Source organism: Actinoplanes sp. TFC3, assembly GCF_001553785.1.
Classification (GTDB): domain Bacteria; phylum Actinomycetota; class Actinomycetes; order Mycobacteriales; family Micromonosporaceae; genus Actinoplanes.
On the sequence record NZ_LOJP01000001.1, the window covers coordinates 2,647,676 to 2,659,504 of the forward strand.

At 70.8% G+C, this 11,829-nt stretch carries 14 protein-coding genes; 5 read left to right on the forward strand and 9 right to left on the reverse strand.

Going from position 1 to position 11,829, the window contains the following annotated elements; genetic code table 11:
* Positions 1-13: 13 nt before the first annotated feature.
* Genes TFC3_RS11880 through TFC3_RS11910 form a run of 7 tightly spaced genes read right to left on the reverse strand, consistent with a single transcriptional unit; the run spans position 14 to position 4,473 of the window.
* Positions 14-481: a DUF1772 domain-containing protein gene (locus TFC3_RS11880; protein ID WP_067499169.1), complete on the reverse strand. Its 468-nt coding sequence runs from the start codon at positions 479-481 to the stop codon at positions 14-16.
* Positions 478-966, reverse strand: coding sequence for an SRPBCC family protein (locus tag TFC3_RS11885; protein ID WP_067499170.1), 489 nt, complete (start codon positions 964-966; stop codon positions 478-480). Before TFC3_RS11885 ends, TFC3_RS11880 begins: the two co-directional genes overlap by 4 nt.
* Complete coding sequence (locus TFC3_RS11890; RefSeq protein ID WP_067499171.1) at positions 966-1,223, reverse strand: acyl carrier protein; 258 nt, start codon at positions 1,221-1,223, stop codon at positions 966-968. Before TFC3_RS11890 ends, TFC3_RS11885 begins: the two co-directional genes overlap by 1 nt.
* A 25-nt stretch (positions 1,224-1,248) precedes the next feature.
* Complete coding sequence (locus tag TFC3_RS11895; protein WP_067499172.1) at positions 1,249-2,448, reverse strand: ketosynthase chain-length factor; 1,200 nt, start codon at positions 2,446-2,448, stop codon at positions 1,249-1,251.
* Positions 2,445-3,710: a beta-ketoacyl synthase gene (locus tag TFC3_RS11900; protein ID WP_067499173.1), complete on the reverse strand. Its 1,266-nt coding sequence runs from the start codon at positions 3,708-3,710 to the stop codon at positions 2,445-2,447. The genes TFC3_RS11895 and TFC3_RS11900 overlap by 4 nt, the downstream gene beginning before the upstream one ends.
* On the reverse strand, positions 3,707-4,126 hold the full coding sequence (locus tag TFC3_RS11905) for a cupin domain-containing protein (protein ID WP_067499174.1): 420 nt from the start codon (positions 4,124-4,126) through the stop codon (positions 3,707-3,709). The genes TFC3_RS11900 and TFC3_RS11905 overlap by 4 nt, the downstream gene beginning before the upstream one ends.
* Before the next feature lie 26 nt (positions 4,127-4,152).
* Positions 4,153-4,473, reverse strand: coding sequence for a TcmI family type II polyketide cyclase (locus tag TFC3_RS11910; protein ID WP_067499175.1), 321 nt, complete (start codon positions 4,471-4,473; stop codon positions 4,153-4,155).
* 121 nt (positions 4,474-4,594) lie between these two features.
* On the opposite strand from TFC3_RS11910, the gene TFC3_RS11915 reads away from it, so the two are divergent.
* Positions 4,595-5,440: an NAD(P)-dependent oxidoreductase gene (locus TFC3_RS11915; protein ID WP_067499176.1), complete on the forward strand. Its 846-nt coding sequence runs from the start codon at positions 4,595-4,597 to the stop codon at positions 5,438-5,440.
* Between the two features lie 14 nt (positions 5,441-5,454).
* On the opposite strand, the gene rfbH is transcribed toward TFC3_RS11915, so the two are convergent.
* Positions 5,455-6,759, reverse strand: a complete 1,305-nt coding sequence (gene rfbH, locus TFC3_RS11920; RefSeq protein ID WP_067499177.1) for a lipopolysaccharide biosynthesis protein RfbH — start codon at positions 6,757-6,759, stop codon at positions 5,455-5,457.
* A 186-nt stretch (positions 6,760-6,945) separates the two neighbouring features.
* Between rfbH and TFC3_RS11925 the strand changes: the two genes are divergently transcribed.
* From TFC3_RS11925 to TFC3_RS11940, 4 genes are all read left to right on the forward strand, one after another.
* Complete coding sequence (locus TFC3_RS11925) at positions 6,946-8,010, forward strand: glucose-1-phosphate thymidylyltransferase (RefSeq protein ID WP_067499178.1); 1,065 nt, start codon at positions 6,946-6,948, stop codon at positions 8,008-8,010.
* A complete protein-coding gene (rfbB, locus tag TFC3_RS11930; RefSeq protein WP_067499179.1) occupies positions 8,007-8,978 on the forward strand; it encodes a dTDP-glucose 4,6-dehydratase in 972 nt (323 codons plus the stop codon). The genes TFC3_RS11925 and rfbB overlap by 4 nt, the downstream gene beginning before the upstream one ends.
* Before the next feature lie 221 nt (positions 8,979-9,199).
* Positions 9,200-9,577 (forward strand): DUF4180 domain-containing protein, encoded by a 378-nt coding sequence (locus TFC3_RS11935; protein WP_067499180.1) that lies wholly within the window; start codon positions 9,200-9,202, stop codon positions 9,575-9,577.
* Between the two features lie 117 nt (positions 9,578-9,694).
* A complete protein-coding gene (locus TFC3_RS11940) occupies positions 9,695-10,912 on the forward strand; it encodes a cytochrome P450 (protein WP_067499181.1) in 1,218 nt (405 codons plus the stop codon).
* A 48-nt stretch (positions 10,913-10,960) separates the two neighbouring features.
* Here TFC3_RS11940 and TFC3_RS11945 read toward each other — a convergent pair whose 3' ends face one another.
* Positions 10,961-11,827: an SDR family oxidoreductase gene (locus TFC3_RS11945; protein WP_067499182.1), complete on the reverse strand. Its 867-nt coding sequence runs from the start codon at positions 11,825-11,827 to the stop codon at positions 10,961-10,963.
* Positions 11,828-11,829 lie beyond the last annotated feature (2 nt).

The following is an 11,829-nucleotide window of genomic DNA, read 5'->3' on the forward strand; positions in this document are numbered from 1 at the left end:
CGCTGGTACGGGGTCAGCTGGCGAGGGCGGCGACGGCCGCGAGGATGTTGACGGTGAACGCGCTGAGCGCGATGAGCGTGCGGGTGAGGTTCCAGCGCTGCCAGCGCCGGCGCGGGTCGATGCGGGCCCAGTCGGCGGGTTCGTCGTCCGGGTCGAGCCGGCTGACGAACTTGTTGACCGGCACGTTGCGGGTGATGGAGATGGCCATGACCGTGGCGAGCAGCGCCGCGGCGGCCAGGTACCAGCCCCGCGCGGCGGCCGGCCCGGTGCTGGCCAGGACCACGTCCAGCGCCAGGCTGAGCCCGTTGAGGATGGGCATCGCCGGGTCGTAGCGCGGCCACATGAACTGCACCATGCGCACGTACTGCGGGTAGCCCGAGGCCACCATGAGCGGGACGACGCCGATCACCGTGGCGAGCATGATGCCCGCCGCCACACCGTTGGTCAGCGCGGGCAGCGCGGCCAGGGCCGGCACGCTCATGCCGGGGTCCGGACGGGCCGCCCGAGCCGGCCGGTGGCGGCGCGGGCGCTCTCGATGATCCGCTTGATCCGGGCCATCTCGTTGACCGTGTTGGCGTTGATCCGCTGGGTCATCGTGGCGTCGTCGACCGGGGCGGTGGGCTTCATCGCGAAGTCCTGCACCCAGCGCATCCGTACGCCGCCGTCGACCTGTTCGTAACTCCACTTGATGGTCATGTATTCGAACGGGCCGGGCTCGACGCGGCGGGCGCTGACCGTCCAGGTGCTGCGGTCCGGGGTGCGCTCGGACACCCAGCTCCAGATCTTGCCGTTCTCGTCGGGGTGCTTGGTGAGCCGGAACAGCACGGTGTCGCCGTCCGTGCGCAGGATCTCGGCGTCGGCGTACTCGGCGAACAGCCGCGGCCAGGAGGTGACGTCGTTGGTCATGTGCCAGACCCGGGTGAGCGAGGCGTCGATGACCACGCTGTTGTCGGTGTGCCCGCTCATCACGCCACCGCCACGAGGTTGCGGTTGATCGTGGCGAGGAAGTCGCCGGGGGTTTCCAGGGTGTCGAGAACCTCGTCGCTGAACGCGATGCCGTAGCGGTGCCGCAGCGCGGCGGCCAGCTCCAGCTTGGCCAGCGAGTCGACCCCGAGGTCGAACAGGGCCACGTCGTGGATGTCGCGGTCCAGGTCGACGGAGTCGTCGCCGCCGAGGGTCTCGCGGATGAGATCGGTCAGCTCACCGAGGGTGCAGATGGACATGGTGGTTCCCTTCGAGCGCAATGGTTCAGCCGGCGGGGGCGGTCAGGACGACGGCGGCGTTGAAGCCACCGGCGCCGCGGGCGATGACGAGCGCGCACTGCACGGAGCCGAAGCGCGGCAGGTCGCGGACAAGGTCGATGGGGTAGCCGGGGTCGACGTCGGTGACGCCGGCCGTGGGCGGGATCAGGTCGTGGTGGATGGCCAGCGCGGCGGTGGCCACGTCCAGCGACGCGCCGCCGGCGTAGAGCCGCCCGGTGAGCGTCTTGGGCACGGTGACCGGCACCTCGCCGGCGCCGAAGACGGCGGCGATGGCCTGCGCCTCGGCCCGGTCCGCGGCGGGGGTGCCGGCGCCGTCGGCGAACACGACGTCGATGTCGGCGGGCCCGAGTCCGGCGTCGCGCAGCGCACCGCGGATGGCCGCGGTCAACGCCGGTGGGCGCGCCGAGTCCGGGGGCGGGTCGAAGCTGGCGGCGTACCCGGCCAGGTCGGCGTAGCGGCGAGCGCCGCGCCGGCGGGCGTGCCCGGCGCGTTCCAGCACGATCATCGCGCCGCCTTCGCCGGGTACGTACCCGGCCGCCCGCCGGTCGAAGGGCAGGTAGGCGCTGGCCGGGTCGGTGCCCGCGCTGACCGAGCCGTTGCCGCTCTGGCACAACAGTGCGTACGGCGACAGCGGCGCCTCGGTGCCCCCGGAGATCACCACCGGGGTGTCGTCGCGCAGCACCCGGCGGGCCTGGCCCAGCGCGTCGAGCCCGGCGGCCTGTTCGCTGACGAGCACCCCGCAGGGTCCCTTGGCCTGGTGACGGATGGAGACCTGCCCGGTGGTGGCAGCGTAGAACCAGGCGATCGACTGGTAGGCCCCGACGTGGTCGGGTCCCTGGGCCCACAGCTTCTGGATCTCGCGCTGGCCGAACTCGTTGCCGCCGGAGGAGGCGGCGGTGACCACGCCGAGGTCGAACGGGCCCAGCTCGCCCGGGTCGAGCCCGGCGTCGCTGAGCGCGAGGGCGCTGCCGCGCAACGCCAGCTGCGTCCACCGGTCGGTCTGCACGGCGATGCGGCCCGGTACGCCGGTGATCGCGTCGCCGGGAACCACCCCGCCGACGCGCACGGCGTGGCCCTCGGGCAGCCGGCTGAGCCCGGAGCGGCCGGTGAGCACGGCGGGCCAGTAGGCCTCAGTGCCCACCCCGTTGGGGGCCACGATGCCGAGCCCGGTGATGGTGGCGGTCATCGGGTCACTCCGGGGCGGGTGAGCAGGACGGCGCTCTGGAAGCCGCCGAAGCCGCTGCCGACGCTCAGCACGACGTCCACGTGCTGGTCGCGGGCGGTGCGGGGCACGTAGTCGAGGTCGCACTCGGGGTCGGCGACCTCGAGGTTGGCCGTCGGCGGCACCACCTGGTGCTCCAGGGCGAGGGCGCAGGCGGCGAGCTCGATCGCGCCGATGGCGCCCAGCGAGTGGCCCACCATGGATTTGATGGAGCTCATCGGGACCCGGTAGGCGTGCGAGCCGAGGCTGCGTTTGACGGCGGCGGTCTCGTGGCGGTCGTTCTGCCGGGTGCCGGAGCCGTGCGCGTTGACGTAGCCGACGTCCTCGCCGGTCAGCCCGGCGCGGCGCAGGGCCACGTCGATGGCCTCGGACATCTCGCGTCCGTCGGGGCGCAGCCCGGTCATGTGGAACGCGTTGCCGCGCCCGGCGTAGCCACCGAACTCGGCGTAGATGTGCGCGCCGCGGCGCTCGGCGGCGGTGGCCTCCTCCAGCACGAAGAATGCCGAGCCCTCGCCGAGCACGAACCCGTCGCGGCGGTCGTCGAAGGGCCGCGACGCGTGCTGCGGGTCGTCGTTGTTGGCCGAGGTGGCCTTGATGGCGTCGAAGCAGGCCACGCTGATCGGGGAGATGGGGGCCTCGGCGGCCCCGCCGACCACGACGTCGGCGCTGCCCTCGGCGATCAGCCGGGCGGCGTGCGCGACCGCGTCGAGCCCGGAAGTGCAGCCGGTGGAGACGACCGCGGCCGGGCCTTCCGCGCCGGTCAGCCAGGCGATTTCGCGGGCCAGGCTGCTGGGGGCCAGATAGTCGTAGAGGAACGGGACCGCGCGGGCCGGATCCACGATCCAGTCCCGCCCGTCGTCGCTGACCAGCCGGTAGTTGTCCTCCAGGCGGGTGGTGCAGCCCACGGCGCTGCCGACGACGCTGCCGATGCGGGCCGGGTCGAGCGCGCCGGTGTCCAGGCCGCTGTCGGTCAGGGCCTCGGCGGCGGCGGCCACGGCGAACTGGGCGACGCGGTCGAGCCGGTCGGCGCCGGTGATCCCGGCCTCGACGGGGTCGAAGTCGCATTCGGCGGCGATCCGCGAGCGGAAGCCGGTGGCGTCGAACAGGCTGATCGCGCGGGTCGCCGTACGGCCGTCGGTGATCAATTTCCAGAAGGCCTTGGTGCCGATCCCGCCGGGCGCGACGACGCCGATGCCGGTCAGGGCCACCCGGCGCCCGGTGCTCACCGCTCGCCTCCGACCGGCACGTGCGGCAGGCCCGGGTGCGGCAGCGGCTCGGTGTCGACGTGGCCCAGCTTGGGGTCCGGGGCCAGCGGCGAGCAGTGGAACACCAGGTGCGCCGGGCCGTCGCCGATGTTCTCGACGCGGTGGCGCAGCCCGATGGCCACCAGCACGCCCTCGTCGGCGGCCAGCTCGACCGGCTCACCCTCGATGCGCACGACAACGGTGCCGCTGACGACGTACAGGAATTCCTCGGAGTACGGGTGCAGGTGCTCGGCGACGAACTCGGCCGGCTCCAGGCGCACGGTGCCCAGGAAGCCGGAGGTCGCGCCGGCGGTGGCCGGGCCGAGCAGCACCCGCAGGTCGCCGCCGCGCCGGCGGTTCGGGGTGACGTCGCGGGCACGAACGGGGCTGATGGTCATGACGGTTCCCAGGGGTGTCGGGGCGCTCACGGGCGCCACTCGTAGAACGGGGTGGCCATCGCGTCGCGCGGCCCGCGCCAGGACGGGTGGTACGGGCTGATGAACTCGGCGAGGCCACGGTCGATGTGCTGGAACAGCTCGCCCCGGCGGACCTCGTCGACCTTGGCCGGGACGTCGTTGTCGGCCTCGACGAGGTGGAAGTACAGGTCGTGGAAGCTGTACAGGGTCCGCCGGGTCACGCCCACCAGATGCGGCAGGTCACCCGCGTCGGACTCGGCGAACAGCTCGGCGACCCGGTCCTGATGGCGGGGGTCGAGCCGGGCGACGATCAGGCTGCGGTGCGCCATAATGCCTCCTTCACAGGTGCTGTCCGCAATGGTGCGCACCGGCGGTAGAGACGCGCTGGAACGGCGGTCGCGGCGCGGTGCGCACGCCCGGTCTTCGAGCCGCAGCCGCGATCCTGCGCGGATGAGAGCTCTGGTGGTGGGTGCATCCGGTTTCCTGGGATCGCAGGTGTGCGCGGCGTTGCGGGCGGCGGGCTGGCAGGTGGTGCCGGTGTCGCGCCGCGGCGAGGTGAGTCTTGATGTGGCGGGCTGTTCGCCGGCCGAGCTGCGGGCTCTGCTGCGCGCGTGGCGCCCGGATGCGGTGGTCAACTGCGCGGGACTGTTGTGGAGCAGGGATTTGGATCCGGCGGCGTTGACGGCGGTCAACGCGGAACTGCCGGCCAAGCTGGCTGCGGTGGCCGGGGGCCGGCGGGTGGTACAGCTCGGATCCATCTACGAGTACGGCAACCTGCCCATCCTCGAGGAGTCCACCACCGAGGAACCCGTGACGCCGTACGCTGTGTCGAAGCTTGCCGGCAGCCGGGCGGTGCTGGAGCGCGGAGGCACCGTGCTGCGGGTGGCGACCGCTGTCGGATCGCGCATGCCGGTGCAGAGTTTTCTGGGCGGGCTGGCGGCTCGGTTGCGCAGTGCCCCGCCCGGGGAGTTCACCGTGCCGGTGGCGGCCGGGGAGCGCGATTTCATGCACGCCGGCGATGTGGGGGCGGCGGTGCTGGCGGCGTTGCGGGCCCCGGGCGCGGGGTTGTTCAACGTGGCGTCGGGGCGCCCGGTTGCGCCGCGGCGGCTGGTGCAGATGCTGGTGTCGGTGAGCGCTGTGGACGTACGGCTCAATGCTGTTGCGGCCGGAACCACCCAGCGGGGGGGCACCGACCGGCAGCTCGTACGGGTCGAGGCTGCGGCCGCGGGCCTTGACTGGCACCCGCGCCGCAGCTTGCTCGATGCTGTGCAAGAGTTGTGGCGGCACCCGGCGTAACGAACGGCCGGGCCTCAGCGCCCCGCCACGAACTCCCGCACGCTGGCCGCCACGTAATCCATCATTTCCACGGTCAGCCCCGGGTAGACGCCGAGCCACAGCGTGCGTTCGGCGATGATGTCGCTGTTGGTCAGGTCCCCGGCCACCCGGAACTGCTGGTCCAGGTAGGCCGGGTGGCGGGTCAGGTTGCCGGCGAACAGCAGGCGGGTGCCGATGTGCCGGGCGTGCAGGAAGTTCACCAGTTCCTGGCGGCTGAACGGCGCGTCGGCGGTGAGGGTGAGCACGAAACCGAACCAGCTCGGCTCGCTGCCGGGGGTGGCGCGCGGCAGCAGCAGCCCGGGAACGCCTTGCAGCTGCTCGTGCAGGCGCTGCCAGTTGCGCCGACGGGCCACCCCGAAGTCCTCGAGGCGTTCGAGCTGGCTCAGCCCGAGCGCGGCCTGCAGGTCACCGGATTTCAGGTTGTAGCCGACGTGCGAGAACGTGTACTTGTGGTCGTAGCCGGCCGGCAGGGTACCGAGCTGGTAGCCGAAGCGCTTGTGGCAGGTGTCGTCCTCGCCGGGCTCGCACCAGCAGTCGCGGCCCCAGTCGCGCATCGACTCGACGATGCGGGCCAGCACCAGGTTGTCGGTGAGCACGCAGCCGCCCTCGCCGGTGGTGATGTGGTGCGCGGGGTAGAAGCTGACGGTGGTCAGGTCGCCGAACGTGCCGGTGGGCTTGCCCTGGTAGGTGGCGCCGAGGGCGTCGCAGTTGTCCTCGATCAGGAACAGCCCGTGCTGGTCGGCCAGCTCGGCGATCTCGGCCACCGGGAACGGGTTGCCCAGCGCGTGGGCGATCATGATGGCGCGGGTGCGCGGCCCGATCGCGGCGGCGACGCGTTCGGCGGTGGTGTTGTACGTGCCCAGCTCCACGTCGACGAAGACCGGCACCAGCCCGTTCTGAATGATCGGGTTGACCGTGGTCGGAAAGCCCGCGGCCACGGTGATCACCTCGTCGCCGCGGCGCAGCCGGCGATCGCCGAGCACCGGTGAGGTCAGCGAGGACAAGGCGAGCAGGTTGGCCGAGGACCCGGAGTTGGTCATGTGGGCCTTGCGCAACCCGGCGGCGCGGGCGAGCTTGCGTTCGAAGGTCCGCGAGGTCACCCCGGCGGCGATGCGCATGTCGAGGGCCGCCTCCACGAGGGCGACCCGGTCGGACTCGTCGAGCACAGCGCCGGAGGGCCACACCGGGGTGACGCCGGGGATGAACTCGGTGCGCGGCGCCACCTCCTGGTGGTACTTCGCCACCTGCTCGAGGATGAGTGCCTTCGCGCTTTGCGTCATGGGAAACCCCCGGTGGCTCGAATACTGGTCGCGCAGACGTTAGGCAGGGCGCATCGAGGTGCGCTCAAGCCCGGTTCGCCGGGGTGCGGGTTCCAGCCGGGCTCGATTCCGCGTCGTAGCCGGGGCCGTACCAAGGTGGCCTGGTCGCGCCGCGATCACCTCTCCCCCTACCCCGAGAGGGTTGCCATGAAAGCGTTGGTTCTGGCTGGCGGCACCGGATCCCGGCTGCGCCCGCTCAGTCACTCGATGCCCAAGCAGCTCATCCCGATCGCCAACAAGCCGGTGCTGGCGCACTGCCTGGAATCGCTGGCCGCCATCGGCGTCCGCGACGTGGGCGTCATCGTGGGCGACCGCGGCGACGAGATCCGGGCCAGCGCCGGCGACGGCTCGGCGTTCGGGTTGCGCCTGACCTACCTGCAGCAGGACCGGCCGCGCGGGCTGGCCCACTGCGTGCAGATCGCCCGGCCGTTTCTGGGCGACGACGACTTCGTGATGTATCTGGGCGACAACATGCTGGTCGGCGGGATTGCTTCGCTGGCCGAGGAATTCCACCGCACCCGGGCGGCCGCGCAGGTGACCGTCACTAAGGTGACCGATCCCCGCGAGTACGGGGTGGCCGAGGTCGACGCCGACGGCCGGGTCACCGCGCTGGTGGAGAAGCCGCTGCACCCGCGCAGCGATCTCGCGGTCATCGGGGTCTACTTCTTCACCCCGGAGATCCATTCCGCGGTACGCCGGATCGAACCCAGCGCCCGCGGGGAACTCGAGATCACCGACGCCATCGCGTTGCTGGTCGACGAGGGCCGGCAGGTGAACGCCGGCCGGTTCGAGGGGTACTGGAAGGACACCGGGCGCATCGAGGACGTGCTGGACTGCAACCGCGAGCTGCTGAGCACGATCACCACCGGCATCGAGGGCAGCGTGGACGCCGCGAGCGAGCTGATCGGTGAGGTGATCATCGAGCGGGGGGCCCGGGTGACGCGGTCGCGCATCGTGGGCCCGGTGATGATCGCGGCCGGGTCGGTGGTCACGGACAGCCGGCTGGGGCCGTACACCACGGTCGGGCGGGACTGCCGGCTGCGCGGGGCCGGGGTCGAGCAGTCGATCGTGCTCGATTCCGTTGCGGTGACGCAGGTTCGCGGTATTCACGGCTCGGTGCTGGGCCGCGGGGCCCGGGTGCGTTCCGTGCCGGCCGACGCCCACCGCCGCCTGGTGCTGGGCGATGACACCGAAGTGGAGATCGCAGCATGAGACTGCTCGTCACCGGCGGCGCCGGGTTCATCGGCTCGCATTTCGTGCGCACGGTGCTGGCCGGCGGTTATCCCGCGCTGGCCGGTGCCGAGGTCACCGTGCTGGACAAGCTGACCTACGCCGGCAACCCGCAGAGCCTGCCCGCGGCGGCGAACCTGGTGGTCGGCGACATCACCGATCCGGTGATGCTGAACCGGGTGGTACCCGGCCACGACGCGGTGGTGCACTTCGCGGCGGAGTCGCATGTGGACCGGTCGCTGACCGATCCGGCGGCATTCGTCACCACCAACGTGCTGGGCACACAGTTGCTGCTGGACGCGTGCGTGGCCGCCGGGGTGTCCCGGGTGGTGCACGTGTCGACCGACGAGGTTTACGGCTCGATCGCCACGGGTGCTTGGACCGAGACATGGCCGTTGCTGCCCAATTCGCCGTACGCGGCGTCGAAGGCGGCCAGCGATCTGATCGCGCGGGCCTACTGGCGCACCCATGGGTTGCCGGTGTCGATCACCCGGTGCAGCAACAACTACGGGCCCTACCAGCATGTCGAGAAGCTGATCCCGCACTTCGTCACCCGGCTGCTCGACGGCCAGCCGGTGCCGTTGTACGGCGACGGGCGCAACGTGCGCGAGTGGATCCACGTCGACGACCACTGCCGGGCGGTGGCCCTGGTGCTGACCGGTGGCCGGGCCGGGGAGATCTACAACGTGGGCGGCGGCACCGAGCTGACCAACCGCCGGATCACCGGGGACCTGCTGCGGCTGTGCCACGCCGATGCCTCCCTGATCCGCTACGTCGAGGATCGCAAGGGCCACGACCTGCGCTACGCCCTGGACGGCAGCAAACTGCGCGACGAGCTGGGCTTCACATGTCAGGTGCCGTTCGCCGAGGGCCTGGCGGCCACGGTGCGCTGGTACGCCGAGAACGAGGCCTGGTGGCGCCCGGCCTCGGCGCTGGCCGTCGTCGGCTGAGCACCGTGCCCAGCGCCCGTCACGCCAACCGTGGCGGGCGCTTATCAAGATCGTCGAAGAATTGCCATTGTTTGCGGCACCGCAGGCGCACAGAGGGCCGGTTCCGTCCACCTCGGCGACTTGTACAATGATTGGCGCAAGGGAGCATTACAACTATTACCCGAAAGAGTTACAAATGTTGATCTCGATGACGGTTGGCGCGGTTGCCTGCGGGGTGCGGCATGGCTGATGTCGTGCAGGAGCGGGCCGGGCTGCAGGTGCTGGTCTGCGACCCGGACGGGCCCACGGTGGCCACCGAGCAGGACGCGCTGGATCTGATCGGGGCGACCTTCCTGTCCGCCGAGATCGTCGCCGTTCCGGCGCAGCGGCTGGACCCCAAGTTCTTCGAGCTGGGCACCCGGTTCGCCGGCGAGGTCATGCAGAAGTTCGTCAACTACAAGCTGCGGCTGGCGATCATCGGTGACATCTCCGATCATCTTCAGGCCAGCTCGGCGCTGCGGGCCCTGGTGCACGAGTCGAACCAGTCCGATCACGTGTGGTTCCTGGCTGATCTGGACGCGCTCGACGAGCGCATCCGGCAGGTGTCCGGCGCTCGATAAGGCGCCGCTGTTGCGCTGTCCAGAATTGACGTCTATAACTTTTCTCTCTCTTTTATGGCACGGTTTGCCGACCGCCCGGAGATTAAACTTTGCGGGTACGCCAGGAGGGGAGAAAAAGTGACTGTTGAAAATGGCAGCGCACCGATCCAGGTCGATGACGCAGCCTTTTCGCAAGATCCGCACGCGTTGTATGACATGTTGCGGATCGAGTCGCCGGTGCGTGAGGTGGTATCGGGTGACGGGCTGAAGGTCTGGCTGGTCACCCGTTACGACGATGCCAAGGCGGCGCTCAGTGACGTCCGGCTTTCCAAGAACGTCGTGGTGGGCGAGCGAGTGCTGCGGAAGCACAGTTCGGCCGAGACCGCCGCGTTGATGTTCACCGCCGAGTTGTCGGCGCACATGCTCAACACCGACCCACCGGATCACACCCGGTTGAAGAAGCTGGTGAACAAGGCATTCACCACCCGCACGGTGGAACGGCTGCGCCCGCGCATCACCGAAATCACCGCGGATCTGCTCGACGCCATGGCCAAGCAGGACACTGTGGACCTGCTGGCGGCGTTCGCGTCGCCGCTGCCGATCACGGTGATCTGCGAGCTGCTGGGGGTGCCGTTCACCGACCGGGAAAAATTTCAGGACTGGGTGGCGGCGCAGCTGTCGACCGACGCCGAGCGGGTCCAGGAGGCGGCGCCGGCGCTGCTGGGATACATGAACGGACTGATCGAGAGCAAGCGCCAGGCTCCGGGCGACGACCTGCTGACCGCGCTGGTGCAAGCCAGCGCCGACGGTGACCGGCTCACCCAGCAGGAGCTGCTGTCGATGGCGTTCCTGCTGCTGGTGGCCGGGCACGAGACCACCGTCAACCTGATCGGCAACGGGATGTTCGCGTTGCTGCAGCACCCCGAGCAGGCCGCCGCGCTGCGCGCCGACCGGGCGCTGCTGCCCAAGGCGATCGACGAATTCCTGCGCTACGAGGGTCCGGTGAACACCGCGTCGTTCCGGTTCACCACCGCGCCGGTCGAGCTGGGCGGGGTCACCATCCCCGAGGACGAGCTGGTGCTCATCTCGCTGGCCTCGGCTAACCGCGACGAGCAGCAGTTCCCGGGTGCCGCGGGCTTCGACATCACCCGCCAGACCAACGGCAACCTGGCCTTCGGGCACGGCATCCACTACTGCATCGGCGCGCCGCTGGCCCGGCTGGAGGCCGAGATCGCCTTCGGTGCCCTGCTGGACCGCTTCCCCGGCCTGCAGCTGGACGCCGACCCGGCGACGCTGCGCTGGCGGCCCGGCGCGGTCATCCGTGGGCTGGAGACCCTGCCCGTCAAGCTGCACTGACGTCTCCCGGCCGGGCGTGACCATGCTTGGTCACGCCCGGCCGTTGCGTCAGCGGGCAGCGGTCTCCGGGGCCGGGACCGCGTCGCGGAAAGTTCTCGCCGCCATGGTCAGGCACAGCGTCGGCGAGAGCCGGAACAGCCACCAGATCGGCTTCCACGACGCCGGCACGATGATCACGCAGCGGTTCTTGGCCACCGCGTCCAGCGACTTGCTGGCGAACGGCTCGGGTGCCATGGGCCGGCGCTTCTCCCACATCTCCCGGTACTGCTCCTTGCTGGTGGGCACGACGTGCCGGCCGTACTCGCCGCCCTCGATGAACGGTGTGCGAATCACCCCGGGGCACAGCACGCTCACCCGGACCCCGTGCTCGGCCGCCTCGGCACGCAGGTTGTGCGACAGCCCTACCACCGCGTGCTTGGTGGTCACATACGACGTGGTGCCGGGGCTGGGCACCAGCCCGGCCATCGACGCGGTGTTGACGATGTGCCCGAAGCCCTGCTCGATCATCAACGGGTAGGCCGCCTGCACCCCGTTGATCACCCCCATGAGGTTGACCTCGACGATGCGCCGCCAGTCCTCGATGCGGTAGTGGCGGGCCCCGGCGCCCATCCCGTGGCTGATGCCGGCGTTGTTGAACAGGTAGTCCAGCCGGCCGTGGCGCCGCGCGGTGTCCTGCACCAGCGCGGTGACGGCGTCGTGGTCGCTGACGTCGAGCTGCGCCGCGCGGGCCCGCCCGCCGCGTTCGCGGATGCCGGTGGCCAGCTTCTCGGCCTCGGCGATCTGCCGATCGGCGATGACCACCTCGGCGCCGCGGGTGGCAAGCTCGGTGGCCAGGGCCCGGCCGATGCCCGAGGCGCCGCCGGTGATGACGCAGACCGCTTGGTCGTACGTCCGGATCCCGTCGTGTGCTGCCATGA

Bases quoted from the DNA above. Each gene is read 5' to 3' on its own strand.
- TFC3_RS11880 (WP_067499169.1), bottom strand. From the start codon at position 481: ATGAGCGTGCCGGCCCTGGCCGCGCTGCCCGCGCTGACCAACGGTGTG.
- TFC3_RS11885 (WP_067499170.1), bottom strand. From the start codon at position 966: ATGAGCGGGCACACCGACAACAGCGTGGTCATCGACGCCTCGCTCACC.
- TFC3_RS11890 (WP_067499171.1), bottom strand. From the start codon at position 1,223: ATGTCCATCTGCACCCTCGGTGAGCTGACCGATCTCATCCGCGAGACC.
- TFC3_RS11895 (WP_067499172.1), bottom strand. From the start codon at position 2,448: ATGACCGCCACCATCACCGGGCTCGGCATCGTGGCCCCCAACGGGGTG.
- TFC3_RS11905 (WP_067499174.1), bottom strand. From the start codon at position 4,126: ATGACCATCAGCCCCGTTCGTGCCCGCGACGTCACCCCGAACCGCCGG.
- TFC3_RS11910 (WP_067499175.1), bottom strand. From the start codon at position 4,473: ATGGCGCACCGCAGCCTGATCGTCGCCCGGCTCGACCCCCGCCATCAG.
- TFC3_RS11915 (WP_067499176.1), top strand. From the start codon at position 4,595: ATGAGAGCTCTGGTGGTGGGTGCATCCGGTTTCCTGGGATCGCAGGTG.
- rfbH (WP_067499177.1), bottom strand. From the start codon at position 6,759: ATGACGCAAAGCGCGAAGGCACTCATCCTCGAGCAGGTGGCGAAGTAC.
- TFC3_RS11925 (WP_067499178.1), top strand. From the start codon at position 6,946: ATGAAAGCGTTGGTTCTGGCTGGCGGCACCGGATCCCGGCTGCGCCCG.
- rfbB (WP_067499179.1), top strand. From the start codon at position 8,007: ATGAGACTGCTCGTCACCGGCGGCGCCGGGTTCATCGGCTCGCATTTC.
- TFC3_RS11935 (WP_067499180.1), top strand. From the start codon at position 9,200: ATGGCTGATGTCGTGCAGGAGCGGGCCGGGCTGCAGGTGCTGGTCTGC.
- TFC3_RS11945 (WP_067499182.1), bottom strand. From the start codon at position 11,827: ATGGCAGCACACGACGGGATCCGGACGTACGACCAAGCGGTCTGCGTC.